Source organism: Acinetobacter sp. 228 (assembly GCF_048147885.1).
In genome coordinates this window covers 98,727-119,544 of record NZ_JAYWYV010000005.1, presented here as the reverse complement: position 1 = coordinate 119,544, position 20,818 = coordinate 98,727, and the positions used below count along the sequence as shown (strand labels likewise).

19 protein-coding genes are annotated in these 20,818 nt (G+C 43.5%); 11 read left to right on the top strand and 8 right to left on the bottom strand.

What is annotated here, in order from left to right; genetic code table 11:
• The first annotated feature begins 1 nt into the window (after nucleotide 1).
• The 3 genes from tolA (at nucleotide 2) to pal (ending at nucleotide 3,425) form a co-directional block, all read left to right on the top strand.
• Nucleotides 2–1,312 carry a cell envelope integrity protein TolA gene (tolA, locus tag VXQ92_RS05805; protein ID WP_416680818.1) on the top strand — a complete coding sequence of 437 codons (1,311 nt, stop codon included), beginning with the start codon at nucleotides 2–4 and terminating at the stop codon, nucleotides 1,310–1,312.
• A 202-nt stretch (nucleotides 1,313–1,514) separates the two neighbouring features.
• The gene (gene tolB, locus VXQ92_RS05800) at nucleotides 1,515–2,798 is read left to right on the top strand and encodes a Tol-Pal system beta propeller repeat protein TolB (RefSeq protein ID WP_416680860.1); all 1,284 of its coding nucleotides are present in this window, start codon (nucleotides 1,515–1,517) and stop codon (nucleotides 2,796–2,798) included.
• A gap of 54 nt (nucleotides 2,799–2,852) precedes the next feature.
• Nucleotides 2,853–3,425 carry a peptidoglycan-associated lipoprotein Pal gene (pal, locus tag VXQ92_RS05795; protein ID WP_064096253.1) on the top strand — a complete coding sequence of 191 codons (573 nt, stop codon included), beginning with the start codon at nucleotides 2,853–2,855 and terminating at the stop codon, nucleotides 3,423–3,425.
• An 87-nt stretch (nucleotides 3,426–3,512) separates the two neighbouring features.
• Here pal and VXQ92_RS05790 read toward each other — a convergent pair whose 3' ends face one another.
• Complete coding sequence (locus VXQ92_RS05790; protein ID WP_416680817.1) at nucleotides 3,513–3,698, bottom strand: NF038105 family protein; 186 nt, start codon at nucleotides 3,696–3,698, stop codon at nucleotides 3,513–3,515.
• A gap of 183 nt (nucleotides 3,699–3,881) precedes the next feature.
• On the opposite strand from VXQ92_RS05790, the gene VXQ92_RS05785 reads away from it, so the two are divergent.
• The 5 genes from VXQ92_RS05785 to VXQ92_RS05765 all read left to right on the top strand — a co-directional run bounded on the left by VXQ92_RS05785 (nucleotide 3,882) and on the right by VXQ92_RS05765 (nucleotide 7,181).
• Nucleotides 3,882–4,856: a class 1 fructose-bisphosphatase gene (locus VXQ92_RS05785; RefSeq protein ID WP_416680816.1), complete on the top strand. Its 975-nt coding sequence runs from the start codon at nucleotides 3,882–3,884 to the stop codon at nucleotides 4,854–4,856.
• Between the two features lie 52 nt (nucleotides 4,857–4,908).
• A complete protein-coding gene (locus tag VXQ92_RS05780) occupies nucleotides 4,909–5,685 on the top strand; it encodes a TrmH family RNA methyltransferase (protein ID WP_064102805.1) in 777 nt (258 codons plus the stop codon).
• A gap of 167 nt (nucleotides 5,686–5,852) precedes the next feature.
• Nucleotides 5,853–6,467 (top strand): RNA polymerase sigma factor, encoded by a 615-nt coding sequence (locus tag VXQ92_RS05775; RefSeq protein WP_416680815.1) that lies wholly within the window; start codon nucleotides 5,853–5,855, stop codon nucleotides 6,465–6,467.
• Nucleotides 6,464–6,781 carry a hypothetical protein gene (locus VXQ92_RS05770; protein ID WP_064096258.1) on the top strand — a complete coding sequence of 106 codons (318 nt, stop codon included), beginning with the start codon at nucleotides 6,464–6,466 and terminating at the stop codon, nucleotides 6,779–6,781. The genes VXQ92_RS05775 and VXQ92_RS05770 overlap by 4 nt, the downstream gene beginning before the upstream one ends.
• Nucleotides 6,771–7,181 carry a DUF3106 domain-containing protein gene (locus VXQ92_RS05765; protein ID WP_416680814.1) on the top strand — a complete coding sequence of 137 codons (411 nt, stop codon included), beginning with the start codon at nucleotides 6,771–6,773 and terminating at the stop codon, nucleotides 7,179–7,181. Before VXQ92_RS05770 ends, VXQ92_RS05765 begins: the two co-directional genes overlap by 11 nt.
• Before the next feature lie 62 nt (nucleotides 7,182–7,243).
• Here VXQ92_RS05765 and VXQ92_RS05760 read toward each other — a convergent pair whose 3' ends face one another.
• The 4 genes from VXQ92_RS05760 to cxpE all read right to left on the bottom strand — a co-directional run bounded on the left by VXQ92_RS05760 (nucleotide 7,244) and on the right by cxpE (nucleotide 13,525).
• A complete protein-coding gene (locus VXQ92_RS05760) occupies nucleotides 7,244–9,655 on the bottom strand; it encodes a CSLREA domain-containing protein (RefSeq protein ID WP_416680813.1) in 2,412 nt (803 codons plus the stop codon).
• Nucleotides 9,656–9,664: 9 nt separating this feature from the next.
• Entirely contained in the window at nucleotides 9,665–11,464 is a 1,800-nt protein-coding gene (gene rbtA, locus VXQ92_RS05755; protein ID WP_416680812.1) for a rhombotarget A, read from the bottom strand.
• Between the two features lie 120 nt (nucleotides 11,465–11,584).
• Nucleotides 11,585–12,289, bottom strand: a complete 705-nt coding sequence (hda, locus tag VXQ92_RS05750) for a DnaA regulatory inactivator Hda (RefSeq protein WP_064096262.1) — start codon at nucleotides 12,287–12,289, stop codon at nucleotides 11,585–11,587.
• 18 nt (nucleotides 12,290–12,307) lie between these two features.
• On the bottom strand, nucleotides 12,308–13,525 hold the full coding sequence (gene cxpE / locus VXQ92_RS05745; protein ID WP_064096263.1) for a chloramphenicol efflux transporter CxpE: 1,218 nt from the start codon (nucleotides 13,523–13,525) through the stop codon (nucleotides 12,308–12,310).
• Between the two features lie 135 nt (nucleotides 13,526–13,660).
• Between cxpE and purM the strand changes: the two genes are divergently transcribed.
• Together purM and purN are read left to right on the top strand one after the other, a co-directional pair.
• The gene (purM, locus tag VXQ92_RS05740) at nucleotides 13,661–14,731 is read left to right on the top strand and encodes a phosphoribosylformylglycinamidine cyclo-ligase (RefSeq protein ID WP_416680811.1); all 1,071 of its coding nucleotides are present in this window, start codon (nucleotides 13,661–13,663) and stop codon (nucleotides 14,729–14,731) included.
• A 6-nt stretch (nucleotides 14,732–14,737) separates the two neighbouring features.
• Complete coding sequence (gene purN / locus VXQ92_RS05735) at nucleotides 14,738–15,367, top strand: phosphoribosylglycinamide formyltransferase (protein ID WP_416680810.1); 630 nt, start codon at nucleotides 14,738–14,740, stop codon at nucleotides 15,365–15,367.
• Nucleotides 15,368–15,434: 67 nt separating this feature from the next.
• Here purN and VXQ92_RS05730 read toward each other — a convergent pair whose 3' ends face one another.
• A complete protein-coding gene (locus tag VXQ92_RS05730; protein ID WP_416680809.1) occupies nucleotides 15,435–16,238 on the bottom strand; it encodes an alpha/beta fold hydrolase in 804 nt (267 codons plus the stop codon).
• Nucleotides 16,235–17,257, bottom strand: a complete 1,023-nt coding sequence (sppA, locus tag VXQ92_RS05725) for a signal peptide peptidase SppA (RefSeq protein WP_416680808.1) — start codon at nucleotides 17,255–17,257, stop codon at nucleotides 16,235–16,237. The genes VXQ92_RS05730 and sppA overlap by 4 nt, the downstream gene beginning before the upstream one ends.
• A 125-nt stretch (nucleotides 17,258–17,382) precedes the next feature.
• Here sppA and VXQ92_RS05720 point away from each other — a divergent pair, with 125 nt between their 5' ends.
• On the top strand, nucleotides 17,383–18,363 hold the full coding sequence (locus tag VXQ92_RS05720; RefSeq protein ID WP_416680807.1) for a lysophospholipid acyltransferase family protein: 981 nt from the start codon (nucleotides 17,383–17,385) through the stop codon (nucleotides 18,361–18,363).
• On the opposite strand, the gene VXQ92_RS05715 is transcribed toward VXQ92_RS05720, so the two are convergent.
• A complete protein-coding gene (locus VXQ92_RS05715; protein ID WP_416680806.1) occupies nucleotides 18,352–20,817 on the bottom strand; it encodes a DNA internalization-related competence protein ComEC/Rec2 in 2,466 nt (821 codons plus the stop codon). The genes VXQ92_RS05720 and VXQ92_RS05715 overlap by 12 nt on opposite strands.
• Nucleotide 20,818 lies beyond the last annotated feature (1 nt).

Below are 20,818 nucleotides of genomic sequence, written 5' to 3'. Positions count from 1 at the left end.
TATGAAAAATTATCAGAAACCGCCCTTTCAAAAAAAAGCAATTGCGATTGGATTTACGCTCGGCATCCATGCAGTGGCTTTGGTGGGCCTGCTTTTTCTAGGGATGAGTAAACCCCCTGAACCACCGAAACAGATTAAAACTGTTCTGATCAAGCCAGAGGAGCTCAAGCCGGTCACTCGTGAAGAAACTGAATTTGAGGAGACTGCACATAACAATGTTGCAGAAGAAATCACTCAAACGGCAGAACCTAGTATAGAACCCGCTCCTGTCATTCCAACTGCAGCCCCTGCTGTACCTGTTACTCCACCTGCGCCAAAAGTCGATACACAAAAAGCCAAGCAGGAACTGAAAGCGGCAGAGGCAGCACAAGCCAAGGCTGCGCAGCAAGCAGCTGAAGCAGCAAAACGTGCCCAAGCCGCTGAACAGGCAGCAGCCAAAGCTAAAGCAGAGGCAGCGCAAAAATCCAAGGCGGAAGCCGAAGCTGCACGCCAAGCTGAACTGGATGCACAGCGCAAAGCCGATGCTGCACAAAAAGCCAAACTGGAAGCACAGAAAAAAGCAGAGGCTGCATCGAAAGCCAAAGCAGAGGCTGAGGCCAAACGTAAGGCCGATGCTGCAGCAAAAGCCAATAATGATGCAGCAGCGAAACGTAAAGCAGATGCTGATGCAAAAGCCAAAGCGGACGCAGCCGCTAAAGCTAAAGCCGATGCAGCGGCAAAAGTTAAAGCTGACGCGGCAGCTAAGGCTAAAAATGATGCAGAGGCGAAACGTAAAGCGGACGCTGATGCGAAAGCCAAAGCAGATGCAGCAGCTAAAGCCAAAGCTGACGCGGATGCCAAACGTAAGGCAGAGACTGATGCGAAGGCCAAATCGGATACCGCTGCAAAAGCTAAAGCCGACGCAGACGCTAAACGTAAGGCAGATGCAGAAGCCAAAGCTAAAGCGGATGCCGATGCGCGAGCCAAGGCAGATGCAGAGGCCAAAGCATCCGCTGCCAAACAGGCTGCTGAAGAAGCGGCACAGAAAAAAGCGGAATCGAAACGGATTGCATCCACCGCAAAACGTGATTTTGAAAATAAAATCAAACGTGCCTGGGATACGCCAGTAGGTTCTTCAGGTCAGAAAGCGACTGCTCGTGTCACCCTAAGCGATAATGGTTCTGTGGTTTCTGTCATCGTGAATTCGAGTGACCCGGACATGAAAGCCAGTGTAGAAGCTGCAGTACGTGCTGCTGCTCCTTATCCAATGCCTTCCGATCCGGATGCCCGCCGTGAAGCACGAAGTTTTACTTCAACCTTTACAGCTCAATAAAAAAACCAGCCGTCATCAAGAACAGGTGTTATGGCTGATTTTTTAAGTTAAACTTCAATTGAAATAGCTTAAACAATATTCACTTTTCATAGTGTCATAACAGTTGAGTGAGAAATTCTGGGTTTTGTTCGTATCAATTCATGCGATGATGTAGCCCGATCACTTATAGAATAACTCCGTTGATTTGAGTAAATAACGAATGATGGAAAAAACTCGCAAACACCTGCTCTGCCTTGCAGTCCTAACCAGCTTGGGCATAATCATTACTACCCAGTCACAGGCTCAGCTACATCTGGAAATTACCAAAGCGCCGGAAGCTGCGCCGAAAATTGCCATTGTGCCTTTTAGCCAGGACCAGAGTATTTACCCTATTGTAGAAAATGACCTGAATCGTTCTGGCAGATTTACCAGCGCTTCAAAAAATCTGCCTGCTACTGCCGCAATGAATACTCCGAATGCAGAAGCATGGGCAAGCGCAGGTGTTCCCTATGTAGTGACCGGTTCTTCCAAGACCAATCCCGATGGCTCTTTTAGTATTCAGTATCAACTGTATGATGTGGAAAAAAGACAGTATCTGCTCAATGAACTGTTGACTGTGCCGGCTTCGCGCACCCGTCAGGCAGCGCATATGATCAGTGATGCCATTTATCAGGCATTAACCGGTATTCCTGGAGATTTTAGCGGTCGGATTGCTTATGTGCTGCGTAACCCGGCAACCCCTGAGCAACGTTATACCCTACAGATTGCCGATACGGATGGTGAACAGCCAAAAACAATTTTGACTTCCCGTGATCCGATTTTATCACCAGCCTGGACACCGGATGCGAAAAAGATTGCCTATGTATCTTTTGAAACCAAACGTCCAGCCATTTATGTACAGGATCTGGCGACCGGTCAACGTGAAAAGCTGGCCAGTTTCCGTGGCTTAAACGGCGCACCGAGTTTCTCGCCAGATGGCAAGAGCATGCTGTTTACTGCTTCCATGCACGGCAACCCGGAGATCTACCAGATGAATCTGGAGACACGCCAGTTAAAACGCATGACCAATGACAGTGCCATTGATACCGAAGCGCGTTATTCACCAGATGGCAAATCCTTTATTTTTACGTCAGATCGTGGTGGTTCTCCACAGATCTACCGTTATGATTTTAATGGTGAAAGTACCAAACGTTTGACGTTCCGCGGTGCCTTCAATGCCCGTGCGACTCTAAGCGCAGATGGCAAGAAACTTGCACTGGTTCATCGCCCAAGTGGCAGTAATTATAAAGTGGCCGTACAGGATATTAGCTCAGGTGTGACCAACATCCTGACTCCGACCAGCCTGGATGAATCACCAAGCTTCTCGCCAAATGGTCAGATGGTGGTCTATGCCACACGCGAAGGTAATCGTGGATTATTATCCATTATGTCGTTAGATGGTCGTTTCCGTATGAATCTGCCAAGCGAAACTGGTGAAGTTCGTGAACCCGCTTGGGCACCAAAATAATAGTTGAATACTTAAAACCGCTTTAACCCATAATCAACTTCATGGAGATGAAGAATGAACAAAGTAAAATTATTTGCATTGCCTTTGCTTGCAGCCGCTGTGGTCATGACAGGTTGCGCCAGCCGTAAACCTGCTGCTGAAGTTCAGACGGGTAATCTGGATACGACCGGTACGACTACGGTTAACACTCAGGGTCTGAGCGAAGATGCAGCATTAAATGCACAAAACCTGGCGGGCGCATCAGCCAAAGGTGTTACTGCAGAAAATAAGGCCTATCTGGCAAAACGTGTGGTTCATTTTGACTATGACAGTAGCGAATTGAGCAATGATGATATTCGTACTTTGCAGGCACATGCCCAGTTCCTGATGGCCAATGCCAATTCACGGGTAGCCTTAACTGGTCATACGGATGAACGTGGTACACGCGAATACAACATGGCACTTGGCGAACGTCGTGCTAAAGCAGTTGAAAGTTTCCTGACCACTTCAGGGGTCAATGCAGGTCAGCTGGAAGCTGTCAGCTATGGTAAAGAAATGCCGATTAACCCGGGCCACGATGAAAACGCGTGGAAAGAAAATCGCCGTGTAGAAATCAATTATGAAGCAGTTCCACCATTGTTGAAATAAATAATTGCTTCAACAATAATTTGCTCATAAAAAAGCACTCATTTGAGTGCTTTTTTATGAGCAAATTTTGAAAGTGCAAGGAATAATCTATTCCTTCTCCTCACCTTCCTCATGAGCTTGCATCGACTCAATCATGTCGTGTTTATTGAATTTCTTGTATTCAGGTTTAGATTCGTAATCCTTCCACGCTTCTTTCATCTTGTCTTCAGAAATTTCATCGAGATTAATTGCTTCACTTGGGGTTGGAGTCGCATCAAACTTCAATGTTGTCATCTCTGTGCTCCTATTTTTACTGTTCCATTGCATTCAACATAGCACTTTCCACAGGAGTTGCAAGGGCAAAATCACAACAAATAACCCAGTTTAATTGTCCTTTTCAGACGTTCTCATCTAAAATATAGCCGCATATCGTTTTGATCATTTTTTCCCGATTTTAAGTCTTGGAGTTTCCCCCCTATGTCATACCGCACTTTATCCCAGTTTCTACAACAACAAAGCGGAAACCTCACCCCAGAACTTTCACAAGTTATTGAAACGATTGCAAATACTTGCAAAGATATCGATCAGTTATTGCAAAAAGGTGCTTTGGCTGGTGTATTGGGAAGTGCACAGCATGAAAACGTTCAAGGCGAAGAGCAAAAGAAACTGGATGTCATTTCTAATGATTATCTGATTGATGCCCTGCAGCAACATCCAGATGTGGGCGGTCTAGCCTCAGAAGAACTGGATGAATTCACCCCGGCACAAGAAAATGGCCAGTTTCTGGTATTGTTCGATCCACTAGACGGCTCTAGCAATATCGACATCAATATGTGTGTCGGCACTATTTTCTCGATTCTTCCTGCGAAAAATGCTGTGACTCAGGCAGAAGATTTCATGCAGGCTGGTGTAAACCAAGTGGCTGCCGGTTATGTGCTTTATGGTCCATCTACCATGCTGGCATTAACAGTAGGTGCAGGCGTAGTGTTCTTTACCTTTGATCCTGAAACCAAAGAATTCCTGCTGACTTCTGAAGGTATTCAGGTTGCTGCAGATACCAAAGAATATGCGATCAATGCGTCGAATCAACGTCATTGGGAAGCACCAGTACAGCGTTATATTGATGAATTGTTAGCTGGTAAAACCGGTCCTCGTGAAAAAGACTTCAATATGCGCTGGGTTGCCTGTATGGTGGGCGATATTCACCGTATTCTTTGCCGTAGCGGTATCTTCATGTATCCATATGATCTTAAAGATCCGGCTAAAGCAGGCCGTCTGCGTTTAATGTATGAAGCTAACCCAATGAGTATGCTGATGGAACAGGCTGGCGGTGCATCAACTACAGGTCGCGTGCGTATTCTTGAGATCGAACCGACTGATTTACATCAGCGTGTTCCTGTGATCATTGGTTCTAAAAACGAAGTTGATCTTGTGACCAGCTACCACAACTAATTTTTTATAGCGGCGGCTGATATTGAATCGGCTGCCGTGGATTATATCTCCCATGGCAACTTTTTTTCTTGACTCTAAAGACAACCCGAAGATTAAACACTTACGTGGTTTGATTGAACAGAATACCTATCGTAAAAAACAGGGCCAGACTGTCCTGGAAGGTACACATCTGTCTCTCGCCTGGCTGCATGAAAACCGTAAAATTGATTCGATTTTCACCACTGAACAAGCACTTTCCCACCCTGATTTCGAGAAAATTCTTGCAAAATATACAGGTACAGTCTTTGTTCTGGGCGAATCCTTGTACAAAGATTTAAGTACTTTAGGAACATCATTGGCCTGTTTGGCTGTGGTGACTCTACCCACAGCAAACTACGCTCTTGATTTCAAGGCAGATACCTTGATTCTGGAAAATGTACAGGATCCAGGAAATGTTGGAACTCTGCTTCGTTCTGCAGCAGCAGCCGGTATTGAACAGATTGTTTGTACCAAAGGCTCTGCGTCTCTCTGGTCTCCAAGAGTCTTACGTGCCGGCATGGGTGCGCACTTCACACTGCAAACTTTTGAAAATATTGCCCTCGAACAAATTCTTGAGCAATTTCAGATCCCGGTTTATGTAACCAGCTCACATCGCGCTGAAAGCCTGTATTCAAAAGACTTACGTAAACCTTGTGTGTGGATCCTGGGTAATGAAGGTCAAGGTGTATCGGATTATGCCATGCAGCATGCTGAAGCTGTGACGATTCCGCAACCAGGGGGCCAGGAATCGCTTAATGTCGCTGTTGCAGGTTCGATCTGCTTCTTTGAAATGGTTCGTCAACGTATCTAATTAGGGATTTAGGTTACAGTGTTTTAATACGACCCTGCCCGTGTATAAAATAGATTAAACTACAAAAATAATAAACTTAATTGTCAACCAAACCGTTACTCCCAACGTTATGTGATCATGAACTTGGGAATAATGGTGGGTGTCCAATGACAGGATTTTCCATCTCTATGGATTTAGCACCAAAACAGTTGCAGTCACAGGATGTAAGTATTCTAAAGAGTACGGCCGAAGCACGTCTGAAGAATTTCATGCAGGATGTGACGGGACGGGCTTTGGTGATGATGGAAAGTGCAACCCAAGGTCAGCATGGTATTGCCATGGATCTGGTTCAGGAAGCCTTCATTTCCTTGCATAAATCCTATGCAGAAAAGACGACTGAAGAATGGTATCCGCTTTTTTATACGATCCTGAACAACAAGTTACAGGACTGGCGTCGCAAAGAAGCACGACGTGGTCAAATGTTTTCATTTTTCAAAAAAGTCAGCCTCGATGATGACGAAATTGAATTTGATGATGTTGTCGATGAATCAACACCTACACCTCTGGAATTTCTCGATCAGGCAGTGACTGCTGAAGAAATCCAGGAAGCGATTGCAAAATTGCCAGTGCGTCAGCAACAGGCATTTATGCTAAGAGCCTGGGAAGGATTCGACACCCATACCACCGCACAAATTATGAACTGCACCGAAGGCAGTGTAAAAACCCATTATCACCGTGCCATTCAAGGCTTACGTGCCTATTTAGCACATTTAAATCCATATCTGGGAGGGTCATCAGAATGAATCAAGATGATTTCTTAAAACAAGTAACTTCCAAACTTGACGGGCTGGCACAGCAACATAAAGATAAACCTGTGGTCATGCATCATGTTCTTGAAGAAATTCAGGATGCAAAACATTCACGCTTTGCCTTTCTAAAAATGTCCGGATTTGCGTTGGCAGCTGCAATTGCAGGGGTGGTGGTGTTACCGAATCTTTCGGACCACAACGAGCCGCAAACTCAAATGGTTTCAGTACCAAAACTGTCTCCGCAAATGCTTGAAGATTTAGAAATGTTAATGGTTTTAGGTGAGGACAAAGTTCCACATGGCAGCTAAAAAGTTGACAATTGTTTTTTGTGCACTCGGCTTTCTACAAACTAGCTTTGCAGGATTTGAACGTTTTTGGCTATTTTCCAAAGATGCTAATTCCCAAGTTACCGATACTTGGGATAATCTTTCTGATGCCGAACAACTGGCACTCATTAAACGTTATCAATCCCTAAAAGAAATCCCAGAACAACAGCGTGTCAGCTTACAGCAGCGTATGGACTGGTTTACCCAACTTCCTGATGCAGAAAAACAAAAAATGCGTGAAACTTGGCAAATGATGAGCAGCCAAGAGCGTAAGGAACTGGGTACACGTATGCAAAAAGCGACACCGGAAGAGCGTCTCGCCATTCGGGAAGAATACATTCTCAAATATCAGCAAGTGACTCAACAACCTCCCTCACATTAAGCGATATAGATAAAAAAAGCCTCCATATAGAATAGAGGCTTTTTTATAACTTCAATCGTATTTTATTTTCTTAAACGACGATAAGCTGCCAGTCCCAATAATCCCAGTAGCGCCCAAATACCGCTTGCTCCCCCACCACTTGAGGAAGTATTGGTATTTTTAACTGTATTACCTAACAAGATCGTGGCTGTTTCTGAGATTTTTGCATCTGCGTCAAAAATTGCATACTCCATGCTGTAATTTGCCTGGCTTAAGTTATTCCTCACGCTAAATGTCAGCTTTCCACCATAACAAGTCTGGTTCTGATAGGGATCCGGACAAGCTCCTTGTCGCTCAGCTTTAAGTGAAACTCCTGCAGGAAGCTTGAGAATACGAATCGGAATCTCTTTGCCATCTTTATCATGATAAAAAGCCGACTTTCCTGATGGTAATGGTCCGTCCCCGTCATCACTATCATTTTCAAGCGGATTTACAGTCACCGTAAGATTATTCTCTGGGCTAATCCGGTATTCATCATTCTTTGCAATAGGTGCAATATTGGTAAAAGCTGCTCTTAAAAGACCTGTACTGCTCGCACCCGTTGCTCGGTCTTTAATAGTATAACTACAGAACTCCATATCCACCGAGCTGGTGTCCTTAGCATCAGTACGATACATCATGATGCGGTTCAAATCTGGTTTCCATTCACATTTAAGATTTGGATCATTGGGGTTTCCCTCTACACTGGCCGAATTACCAGTACCAGTTAATTTACCCACACCCAGAGCTCTCACACTAATATCGTAATTTTTTGAGTTAAATATTTTAGTTTGAATGATATTGCCAGATAAGGTTTCCTGCGGCATAGCCAAAACAAATGGATTGATATAAATTGCACGATATTTCTGATATTGCTTGGTATATTTAAGCAGGTCTTCGTACTCTTTTAATTCTTCCTTTAAACCGGGCAACTCATCTGCCGGTGTATTTTTATCCGCAATAATCTTCTTAATATCATCTATATTTGTTTGATAAAAATCATTAAGTCCCACCAAATTTGTATTTTTCAAATCGGTAATATCTGCGGCCGTCAAACGTCGGATTTCAACTGAGCCGATCTCACAGGTATTTTTTGCATCTGGATCAAATGTTAATGTGGAACCAATCACACGATCAACACCACGCTGGTCTTGTTCGATACAGCCACTTTCACCAATATCTACCAAATCTGTTGCCGTCTTATTATCCCGCGGGTAATACAGCCCCAAATAGCGATTATCAATCGCAGGCTCAAGATAATCGGTTAATAAACTGCTGAACGTACTACTCGAGACATCCAGATTATTTGAAGTGGCATTTTCTTCTAAGGGAGGTAGTACACAACGCGAAGGGCCAGTGCTTTGAATTGCATTTTGTGTTGTGTAAAATTTGACTTGTTGTTCTTTGGTTGGATTCCCCTGATTCAAGCCATATTCGCAAGATAAGCCCTGATTGAATGCCAGGACATTAAACCCAAAAACTTTAGAGCCTACATTGTCATAAAATAGCGTAGATTTGGCTGTATTTTCGACAATGGTATTACTCGCGGCTGTTAAACTGGAAAAGGCACTGAGCGGACGATTAACCTGATTCGTCATACGCACAATATGTCCAGTGGCACTCGCAGTATTTTTCGCAATAGTTGAGTTCACCATTTCTACTGTCGCATAGCCACAAAAATCAAGAATACTGTTCGTAAGACTTGAACCGTTTCGAGTAATACTACTAGAATTGATTTTCACATTGGTTTGAGTCGCACCTAAATTTGCCTGACAGTCCATCGCCAGAACACTACCATATGAATTCGCCTGATTTTGGTGAATCAAAGAATCCTGAATGGTAATATTTTTTTCTGTATTCATTGCCACACTATAAATAGCTCCCCCTTCTGCGGCTGCTCGGGAATTCACTATTTCACTGGTATTAATGCTTAGAGGTCCCGCTACATAGAAAGTACCACCATTGCCTTTATCCAATCCATTTATTGCTGCATAGCCATCTTTTAAAATCAGATGATGAATCTCCAAGCTAGACTGACTGGCCATACTATTAAATAATCGGGTTTTTTTCTGGCCTGAAATTGTAGTTTTTAAAGCTTCTCGAGTTGGGTATAAATTCGTAATCGGACTACGACGGGTATAGCTAAATGGTGTTTTTCCATAAATTTTGAGGGCAGACTCTACGATAAGCTCTCGATCCAGTTTGTACTCACCTGCTTCAAGCTGAATTACATCTGGGGCCGAACCGTCCAGTCGAAGCGTACGTCCTACGTTACAGCCACCATAAGATTTATCCAGTTTTGCAGTTTTAATTGCTTCTCGTAAAGAACAGGCTTCATTATTCTCGCCGTCTTCATCGACAAAAGTAGTGACATATATTGTTTTATCTTCGGCTGCCATCAAACTCATGGCAGATAAAATCATGGCCGCAAGCAGTCCTTTTTTATAATTTTTCATGATTTTTCCTTAATCTTTTAGTTTACGGCGTAAACCCATTAAGCCGAGTAATATCAACAGTCCACCCCCCCCCCATGAGCCGCCTGACGTTTTGACTGCTTTGTCTTCCATTTCATTTTTCGGCGCCTGAACAACTTGAGTAATAATGGTCAGATAAGGTTTTGTTTTATTAAACCGTGTCGAGGAGGTCACCACTTGTAGTTCGAAAATATCTGCTCCATGCCAGGTAGAATTCGGGGTATAAACAACATTGCCATGAATATCGATGACTGTTTTACCCTTTGAGGCTGTTTTGGTTTGCACTACTTTCAAACAGCCGTCTTGCCAAGACTGATCATCAGGATTCTGCCCCACAATCGCATTACAGTACTGTTTTGGAATTAAATCACTATCTCCCAGATAAGGTTCAATTGAAAACTTGGCAATTTCTCCCTTTAACAGGTCTTGTCCAACCAGACTGCCCGAGGTTGGAATCGTGATTTCAATAGCTCCACGATCACAAAATAAATTATCCATCAAACGGTTGATCCCGCGTTGATCAGCAGCCTCACATGCAACGGTAGGATTTGCCAGATTCAGTACTGTGCCTCTATTTACGATCGGTGATTCGTTCACAAGAATATAGTTCAATAAAATTCGGGGACGCATATATCCGAGAAACTGTCCTTTAGGCACGCTATATGGACAAAGGATAGCTGTACTATTTTCATTCAGGGTTTGACACATACCTTCACTTTTATCCGAAGACTCCGCAAAAAGTTGCCTATCATTCCAGAACTGATTCGGTGCCACGGCATCCCCCAAACCACAGGATGAGCTTAGAAGATTGTTTTGCAACAAGGCCTTATCACCATTTATTATTTGGCAATCCTGTGTGCCATTTCTTAAAATAATGCTGTTAGCGACATAGGCTCTACCATTCGGGGCATGGATACGCAAAGCAGTATCTTCATTGTCAACCATGGTGAGATTATTTAGCCCCATTCCATCCATGACATTGATGAGTATCCCTTTATTTTTGAGTATGGTGCTACTTAATACTTCTCCACTAATACTTTGCTCTTTACTGGTGTTAGCAAATTGTCCAGCACTAAAAATATTGGTCGCTGAATTATCTAGTGTCTGGTTATTTTTAAGTACACTTTGAGAAATAAGGAATGCCGGTAGTTCGCTATACAGGATCGCGCCTCGTTGCGCTTTATTATTTTCGATCAGGCTGTTTTTAATTTCTACACGGCTGGTTAGGTTCTGGCCAAACTTTCCAGCATTATAAATTGCGCCACCCAAGTTGGCAGCAGCATTAAAAAGACGACTATATTCTAAAATCAACTGTCCTTTATTATAAATCAAGCCGCCTTGTTCAGTACAACTGGCCTTCCCACAACCTTCAAGATCCAGTTCTTTCAAGTTTAACTGAATCAGTGTGTCTGTACTGTTGACCCTAAATAGGTTATCAGTCCCTTTCATTTGAATATGAGCATTATGTAAGCCTAATGCTTTTTCTTCCGTACTGAATTCCCCATCAACTTCTGCGAGCGCACGGATTGTAAGAGATTTTTTAATCGCAATATGCTTGTTTAGCACATAGGTATTTTTTTCTTTTAAAATAATAGTACTGGATGAGTTTTCCCCGCCGCACCCCATAAAACCGGCTTTGGCTAAGCCACGATTAACATATTCAATCGCTTCTCGAAGTGAACATTCCTTGTCATCTTTTTCAATATCTTCTGTAGTAGTTACAATAATATCTGCACTATATGCCTGCCCCGCTATACATAGCAAAGCTATGCCTATGCTCTTCTTGAGCATAACCTTCTCCTTAATTTTTATCTCTTTCTTTTTCTTCTAAAGTTGCAGAATCCTTGCAACAACGAATTATTTTGCCTTACTGTGGCATAGACTGAGTAATTACTCAAGATTTTTTATAGTTTACCGATATTCGTCAATCAAGGCATAAATCTGTCGCAAATTGGCATTGCTGACCTTCAGTTTTTCCCCTTTAAGCAATTGAATAATCTGCTCTAATCTCTGTAAAAGTACCGAAGTTTGATGTGGTCCATGATTCAGTAAATAATCAAAAATTTGAGGATCTAGATGAATACCACGACGATCTAAAACTGATGAAATCAAGGCATAACGATCAGCATACAGACTGCCGCTCGGAACCCGGGTACTAACCGCCTGAGTGAGGCGGGATTGCAAGTCAGGTAATTCAAGCTTCAGTTCGATAGGGGCAAAGCGTGAGGAAAATACCAACTGGCCACCCCCTTCATTATTATAATTAATCAGGTGAAAGACGGCGCGTTGCCAATGTGGTACCCCACTAATTGCCTCAATATCATCAAGTGCGACCAGATCAAAACGATCCAGCGAAGTAATCGCCTCGGTCGGTGCATCTAGAAGTTCAAGCAAGGATACCTGAATCGCAGATTTACCTACTTCCAAATAAGAGTCACAAATGGCAGACAACAAATGACTCTTACCTGTGCCGGCTCCTCCATAGACATAAAAACGGCTGATCAGCCCTGCATGTAATTGACGGACAGCATCAATCACATGTCCCCAGCCCGGCCCTGAAAAATCACTGATTCGGGCATCAAGCTGAGGTTCTATATCTAACTGTAATTGACGCATAGGAATTCTTGGACCTTATCAGTCTTTACGATGAGGATCATGAATCTTACTGGATTTCTCTTCCTCTTGCAGGGGTTTTACTCTTGGCCTTTTCATTTCAATATCAACATCTAAGTCTTCTGTTTCTACACTGATCGAACCCGTTGCCGGATCATTCATAATGACAGCCTGATTTCCATAAAAGTGTGTGTGTTCGTAATATTCACGTGCATGTCGCAATAGAACCACAATGACGGCTGCAACCGGCAATGCAATCAGCATCCCCATGAAACCCGCCAGTTGAGCACCCGCCAGTACCGCAAATACAACCGCTACTGGTGATAAGCCAATTTTATCGCCAAGCAGGAATGGCTGCAGTACATAACCTTCTACAGCCTGACCGACCATAAAGACCACACCCACCAGAACCAGTTGCCACCAGTCAATCCCAAACTGCAGGAAAGTTGCAATCACAGCCGCAATAATACCGACAGCAAAGCCCAGATAAGGAATAATACTGGCCAGGCCTGCCACCATACCGATAATCAAACCGACTTCAAGACCAATCAGTTGTAAGCCCACTGCATAAACAATTCCCAATAGAATCATCACCAGAAACTGTCCTTTAACAAAGGCGCCCAGCACACTGTGGCATTCACCTACGATTCTTAAGGTGCTGTCTTCATAAGGACGTGGAATCAGGCGACGCAAGCTTTCCAGCATACGATCCCAATCCAGCAGAAAATAGAAGGCAATGATCGGAATTAAGACAATTGTACCGCCAATCTGGAGAAAGTTGATGCCAGATTGCGCAAGACGTAGCAAGAATGTCTGGATACTGTCTGCACTATAATTGGTTTGTACATAATCCATGACTACATCAGAAATCTGATTGGTATCAATTTCCATTTCGACGACATTAAAAGTATGAGACAACCAAGGCAAAAAGGTTGAATTAATCCATCCAATTATCGCGGGTATATTGTCACGTGCATACACCAGCTGCTGCCAGATTAGCGGAATCAGATACCAGGTCGCCAGGATCAGGATAACCCCGATCCCGATAAAAACAATACTAATAGAGAGCCAGCGCGGCAAACCCATATCATGCAGTTTATCTACCAGAGGACTGAACAGATACGCCATTAAAAATGCTGCAACAAATGGAATTACAACGGGTTTTAGTAAATATAAAATCCATAGCAATAAAGCTATCCCAGCCAGGATAAACACGCGACGCAATGTGCGATCTACCATAAAGTTTCGCCTTTTCTCTATTAATCATTATAAAAATTAAAATATTTTAATAAAGATAGCATTTTAGGCCACAAATACCATAAGAGTTTTTCATATTCAGGTTATAATCGCACCCGCGAATGCGGAGACTTCATTATGAGCAACTCAACTTCTACCCCAAACACTGGTTTAAGCTACAAAGATGCAGGTGTCGACATTGAGGCGGGCGACGCGTTAGTCGATCGTATCAAATCTGTCGCCAAGCGTACCTCACGTCCTGAAGTCATGGGCGGTCTAGGTGGCTTTGGTGCACTTTGTAAAATTCCTAAAGGTTATGAAGAACCTGTTCTCGTATCTGGCACAGATGGTGTTGGTACAAAATTACGTCTGGCACTGAATTTGAACCGTCATGACACGATTGGTCAAGACCTGGTTGCAATGTGTGTGAATGACCTTCTTGTTTGTGGTGCTGAACCACTGTTCTTCCTCGACTATTACGCAACTGGTCATTTAAATGTTGAGGTTGCTGCCAATGTAGTTACTGGTATTGGCGCTGGTTGCGAGCTTGCGGGCTGTGCATTGGTCGGCGGTGAAACTGCTGAAATGCCAGGCATGTATGAAGGCGAAGATTACGATCTTGCAGGTTTCTGTGTCGGTGTTGTTGAGCAAAGCAAAATTATTGATGGCTCTAAAGTCAAAGCGGGTGACGTTTTAATTGGTGTGGCCTCTTCAGGTGCACACTCAAATGGCTACTCACTGCTTCGTAAAATCTTGGACGTAAAAAACGTTGATCTAAATCAAATCGTGGATGGTCGCCCACTTGCAGATGTTGCAATGGAACCGACACGCATTTATGTAAAACCAATTCTTGAACTGTTAAAACACGTTGATGTACATGCGATGGCACACATCACCGGTGGTGGTTTACCAGGTAACTTACCGCGCGTACTTCCAAACGGTGCTCAAGCGCTGGTAAATGAATCTTCTTGGGAATGGCCGGAGCTATTCAAGCTTCTACAACGCGAAGGCGGCGTAGAACAGTTTGAAATGTATCGTACTTTCAACTGTGGCGTCGGTATGGTGCTGGTGGTTGATGCAGCTGATGCAGACAAAACCGTTGAATTACTCAACAAGCTTGGCGAAAAAGCATGGGCAATGGGTCAGATTCAAGACAATGCTGAATCGATTGCAGGTGCAGACGAAAAAATTCGTGTGATCTTCGCGTAATTTCGCATGATTAAAATTGCTGTACTTGTTTCAGGTAGCGGATCAAATCTGCAAGCCTTGATTGATGCCAATCTTTCGGGGCAAATTGTGGGCGTGATTTCCAACAAGCCTGAAGCCTTTGCTTTAACGCGTGCACAGCACGCAGGCATTCAGACTGCAGTTATTGAACACAAGCAATATCCAAACCGAGAGGCTTTTGATGATGTGATGCATCAACAGCTTTTGGACTGGGATGTAGATCTGGTGGTACTTGCCGGCTTTATGCGAATTTTAAGTGAAAAGTTTGTGAAAGCCTGGGAAGGGAAAATGTTGAATATTCATCCTTCCCTATTGCCTCATTATAAAGGCATGCATACGCATCAGCGTGTACTCAATACCGGTGATGTTCTGCACGGTTGTACAGTGCATTATGTCACGGCTGAGCTTGATGCAGGCCAAGCGCTTGCTCAAGGTGTTCTCAAGGTTTCTCACCATGATACGGTAGAAAGTTTGGCAATGCGTGTGCATAATCTCGAGCATGTAATCTATCCACAAGTTGTAGAATGGATTTGTAGCGGTACGATCCAACATACTGACGATGGTGTACTGTATCGGAATGAGAAAATGCAAGCGCCTGTTCAATTCTGCAAGTTCTAAAAAAAAATTAGATATAAAAAAACGCATCCTCGGATGCGTTTTTTTATTTCCAAAATACCCCAATGACTCAGGCAGACTGTTGCTGAATTAGCTGTTTGACCAAGTCCGCTACTTGATTGGGTTGTTCTAATGGGAACATATGCCCCCCATCGACCACAGTAAAAGGAATACCAAATTTCTTTTGCACTTGCTGTGGGAACTTGCGAGCCAGAAATGGACCTTTCTCGGCAACGACCAGATGCACCGGGACTTTTGGTTTGGCCTGAGGCAACCACCAGAGTGACGGATTGGTTCTAAAGACTGCGACCTCATCCCTTTTAGGGATAGTAAGCTCTACGCCACCCCGGATGGGATCTTCCCGCAAGGCATAATCAATATAAGCCTGGAAGCAATCCGCATCAAAATCCTGATAAAAGCCTTTAGGGCGCAACAATTCCGCTGCCTGCTCACGTGAGTCCCAATGATCACGGCGGCGTTTGGACAGACCGGCCGGAGACATTTTATCCAATGCTTTTAAGCGAAAAGTCTTTGCAATATGCAAGGCAAAGGCTTCTTTGCCCATAATCATCGGCGGGTCCAGCATGATCATTTGTGAAAACAGTTCCGGACGCTGTAAAGCAGCCTGAAACGTTAATACGGAACCCAACGAATGTCCCAAACCGATCACGGGTCGGCCTTGAGACTGGCGTACAATACTATCGATCACTTGCTGGGTCAGGCTTTTCCAATGATTATCAATTGGATAACGCTTATCAGGCCCTAATAACGGCACATAGATAATATCGTAATTCTCTTGCAGTCCATCAAATAGTTTTTGATAGACTTTTGATGGCACGCCATTGGCGTGCGCGAAATGAATCAATGGTTTCATTGCAGTGTCGTACTGTTTTCTGACTGAAGTTTCTGTGCAACCGAAGTAGCAATTCCATTACCAATCGATGCTCCCATACGGCCCAGTACTGAGTCGAATGGACTATATTCAATCGTGTAATTCAAGGCTTTATCCGTTTTAAGTTCACGCTTCAAGGTATTTAAACTTCCGATCCGGTCAGCAATGCCAAGTTTTACTGCCTGATCGCCCGTCCAGAACAAGCCAGAGAAAATCGCAGGGTCGTTTGATTTCAACTTATTGCCACGGCCCTCTTTCACGGCATTAATAAAGTGACGATGTACATCATCCAGAACACCCTGTACATGTGCTTTTTGTGCAGGATCAATCGGCTGGGTCATCGACAGCAAGGCTTTATTGTCGCCTGAAGTCATGGTGCGGTCTTCAACACCAAGTTTTTTCATTAAATTGCTCACACCATAATTTGGCATGATGACACCGATAGAACCCACCAAACTGGAAGGATTGACAATAATTTCATCTGCAGCCGAGGCAATATAATAGGCACCTGATGCACCGGTATCACCGATCACAGCATAAAGCTTTTTACCGGGATGCTGTTTTTTAAGATACTGAATTTCCTGCCAGATTTCATCGGACTGTACCGGTGAGCCGCCAGGTGAGTTGATATTCAGCACCACCGCTTTACTTTGTTTATTTTCAAAGGCTTTTTTCAGTGATTTAATGGTATTGCTACTGTTCACACTCTGTTTGTCGGCTGCAATCGTACCCACAATGTCCACGACTGCGATATGAGAACCTGCACCAGCACTGGCATCTGAAGAAACAGAACTACAGCTTTTACCTAATGCCAGAATAACGACAAGTAGATACGCAAACGTCAGAAATTTAAAGAAAATCCCCCAACGACGTGCACGACGCTGTTCTTCAACCGAAGCTAAAACTGCTTTTTCCAGTAGTTTCCACTCAGGACCAGTCGGCTGAATTGGCTGTTGCGTATTTTGTATTTGATTTTCAGGTTTTGGTGGCCAATCGGACATAAATAATCCAATAAATTGATTTATATTGAACCCATTATATACACTGAATCGGGTAATTCTGTCTAAACAAAACGTTTTCGCCTATAATAAATTTTGTTCTCTTTTTTTGTACTTAGACTAAATCAATGACGAAACAGGGCTCACGGAATTCAGCTTACGGTTTACTCAAATATATTAGCCGCCAACCGCTTCCGGTTTCTCGATGGATGGCCCGTATGCTGGCCTTTATTGTGAACAGTTTTAAAGTCACTAAAACTTCGGAAGTTATTCGCCTGAACCTTGAAATCAGTCTCTCCGACCTGCCCGATCAGGAACGTGAACAGATTAACCGTGCTGCAGTGCGTAATGAATTAATGTCATATTTCGAGTTCTTTACCATTTGGGGCTCAAGCAATCAAAAAAATATCAAACGCATTCATCGCGTGATTGGTGAAGATTTACTTCATGATGCACTGGCACAAAATAAAGGCCTGGTATTAATTGTGCCGCATTTTGGCACCTGGGAAATTATGAATGCCTATGTTGCCCAGTTTACTTCGATGACCATCATGTACAAACCTGTGAAAAATCAGGCTGCGGATCAATTTGTACGTGCCGCCCGTAGCCGGGAAAAAGCACATTTGGTACCAACCGATGAATCAGGCGTCCGTCAGATTTTTAAAGCCTTAAAACAGGGGGGTACCACTGTGATCCTGCCTGATCATACTCCGAATATTGGCGGTGAATATATTCCCTATTTCGGTGTACCCTTGGCTACGAGTAATTTGAGTGCTAAGCTGATCCAAAAGACCAAAGCGCGTGCCCTGTTTTTATATGCTCTACGTAATACTGATGATGGATTTGATATCTTTATCGAAACGGTTGATGAAAAAATTTATAGTGGTAATGCCAATCAGGGTACCCAAGTTATTATTAATAGTATTGAAAATTTAATTCGTCGCCATCCTGAACATTATCACTGGAGTTATAAACGCTTTAACGCACATCAAGATTTAGGCAATCTTTATAAACTTGAACATGAACAAGCCTTGAGCAAAGTAAATGCCTTAAGAACACAAGATACTGATGCTCATGAAGCTTCATCTGTAATAGAATCATTCAGTTAAAGGCTGACGATATAGCCATTGCCATCCATGTCGTTCGGTAGAAAGCACCAGCTTTGAGTTTTGTTGCTGAAAGTGCATGCTGCCCTGTTCTGCCGTGGTCAATAAAGGAATATTAAGAGCTTTTAACCGTTGCTGAGTCAGTTGGCTTGGGTGACCATAGCGATTAAATTTCCCAGCCGATGCAATCGCCAGTTTAGGCTGCAAAACCTGTAAAAATTGATAGGCTGAACTGTGCTGACTGCCATGATGGCCGAGTACCAGCACATCGACCTGAAGTTCGGGATAGTCTTGAAGCAGCTGATATTCAGTCTCCCAGCCCGCATCTCCCATCAATAAAAAGTTTTGATACGGTCCGGCATTTTTGACTTGCAGATACACCACACAAGAGCGGTCATTTTTATTGAAGTTTGATGTGTTTAACTGCTGCTGCCGGGGTGCCAGAATTCTAAAGTTAATCTCTTCAGACCATCGCCATTGCTGTCCTTCATAGCAAAACTGAAAATGAGAAGTTCCGGCTGTTTCAGGCATCTGATTAGATAATACTTGTTTGATATTCAATAGATCTTTAATGCTGAAATAAGCACCGCTATGATCCTGATCCAGATGAGTCAAAATCAGTTGATCCAGCTCTCTCACTCCTTGCACAGATAAAAATGGCATAATCACTTGCCGGCCAATACTGAATTTTTCCTCATTATAATAACCACCCATGTCGATCATCATGCTGTGTTGTCCGTCACGAATGAAGATGGCCTGTCCCTGTCCAACATCCAGAATAGACAGCTGAAATGCATGCTGATTGAGCTGAGGAATGCATAGCGGTATACAGGCAAGTGCTGTCCAGCTTTTGGGTACTAAGCCCCGCGGTAAAAAGACAATTAACAAACCCAAAATGCATAGAGCAATCATCCAGACATTCATCGCGACTGGAATCAGTTGCGGTGCAAACAACCGATCAAGCAAATTCAGAAATGCTAGCAGCATATGAATAAAAATATCATTGAGCTGAAACAACAGACTTGACAATGGCTCAGAAACGAAAAACAGTAAAGCTGCCAGAATATCTACTGGAACTATCAGCAGGCCAATCCACGGGATGGCCACCAAGTTACTCAGCGGCGTAATCCAGGCCACCTGCTTAAAAAACAGCATCATTAAGGGAAACAGGGCCAGAAAAATTTTCCACTGCGACTCTACTAAAACTTTCATTGCAAAATACAGCCGTTGTAATGCTGTTTGTATTGTTTGATTCGATTGCTGCTGAATGGTTTGATAGATTCGTAGCAACACAAAACAGGCTCCATAAGACAGCCAGAATGCGGCCGACAAAATGCTAAAAGGATCAAAGAGCAACAATAAGGCAGCACTTAAAATCAGCAATTTTAATGGCTGCACACTTTGCCTGAGCAACAGTGTAAAAGTCACAATCACACAAATCAGTAGAGTGCGTAGCGCCGGAATTTCAAAACCGACGAAGGCACAATACAGTAGTACACATAATAAAAAAGGCAGACTCAAAAAATACTGCCTTGGCCATTTCAGGTAAATCTGCGGTGCGTATCTTGAAATCAAATATTGCAACGTGCCACAAACGATAAAGGCAAAGATCAGTACATGCGGTCCGGAAATCGCCAGTAAATGACTCATGCCAAAACGCTGGAATTGCTGTTCCGTCGCTTGATCCAGTAGACTTTCATCACCACTTAATAGAGCCAGTAACAAGCCTTTCTGCTGTACGGGTTGTCTGGCCACAAACTCTCTTAAGGCCAGTCGCTGCTGTTCTACCCATAGCAAAAATCGCTGATTCAAATTTTTCTGCTGACGTAGATACTTAGCATGACCTAGTGCATAGAGTTGTTGCGGTTGCAACTCTTGGATATGTTTAATCCTAAACCCGGCCATGACATTTTGCTGTAATTCCCACTTTTCTGCATCAAAAGTACCTGGTGTGGCATAACTGTGATGCGGACGAATCTGGCCTTGTAATAGATAATAATGTCCTAACTTAAGGGTTCGCTGCTTGGTCTCAGCAGAAATTAAACTGGATGAAGTAGCAGTATCTGAAACTGGCAGAAAACCCATCCACTTAACTGTAGTACCATCAGGATTAAGCACATGCAGGGCTTGCTGGATATTTTGATCACCCAGTTTATTCAGCTCTTTGATATACACCACGATTTCTTTTTCAGAGACCTCATGCTCCCGCTTGGATAAACGTTCAGCCAGTTGCAGATTGGCATAAGCATGGCCTAACAACAGTCCCAAAAGCAGGCCGGATCCAGTGATCAACAGGCTTCGCAGCGGTGTATTCAAGATGAGCTTTAATTTATGGCAACATAGATACCAGAGCAGCGCAACGATCAAAACTGCCGTCCCGCTCAGTTGGACAGACAGGAAATTTTTCCCCATACAGGCAAGGCCTAAAATCCAGCCGATACATAGCCACTGCAACATT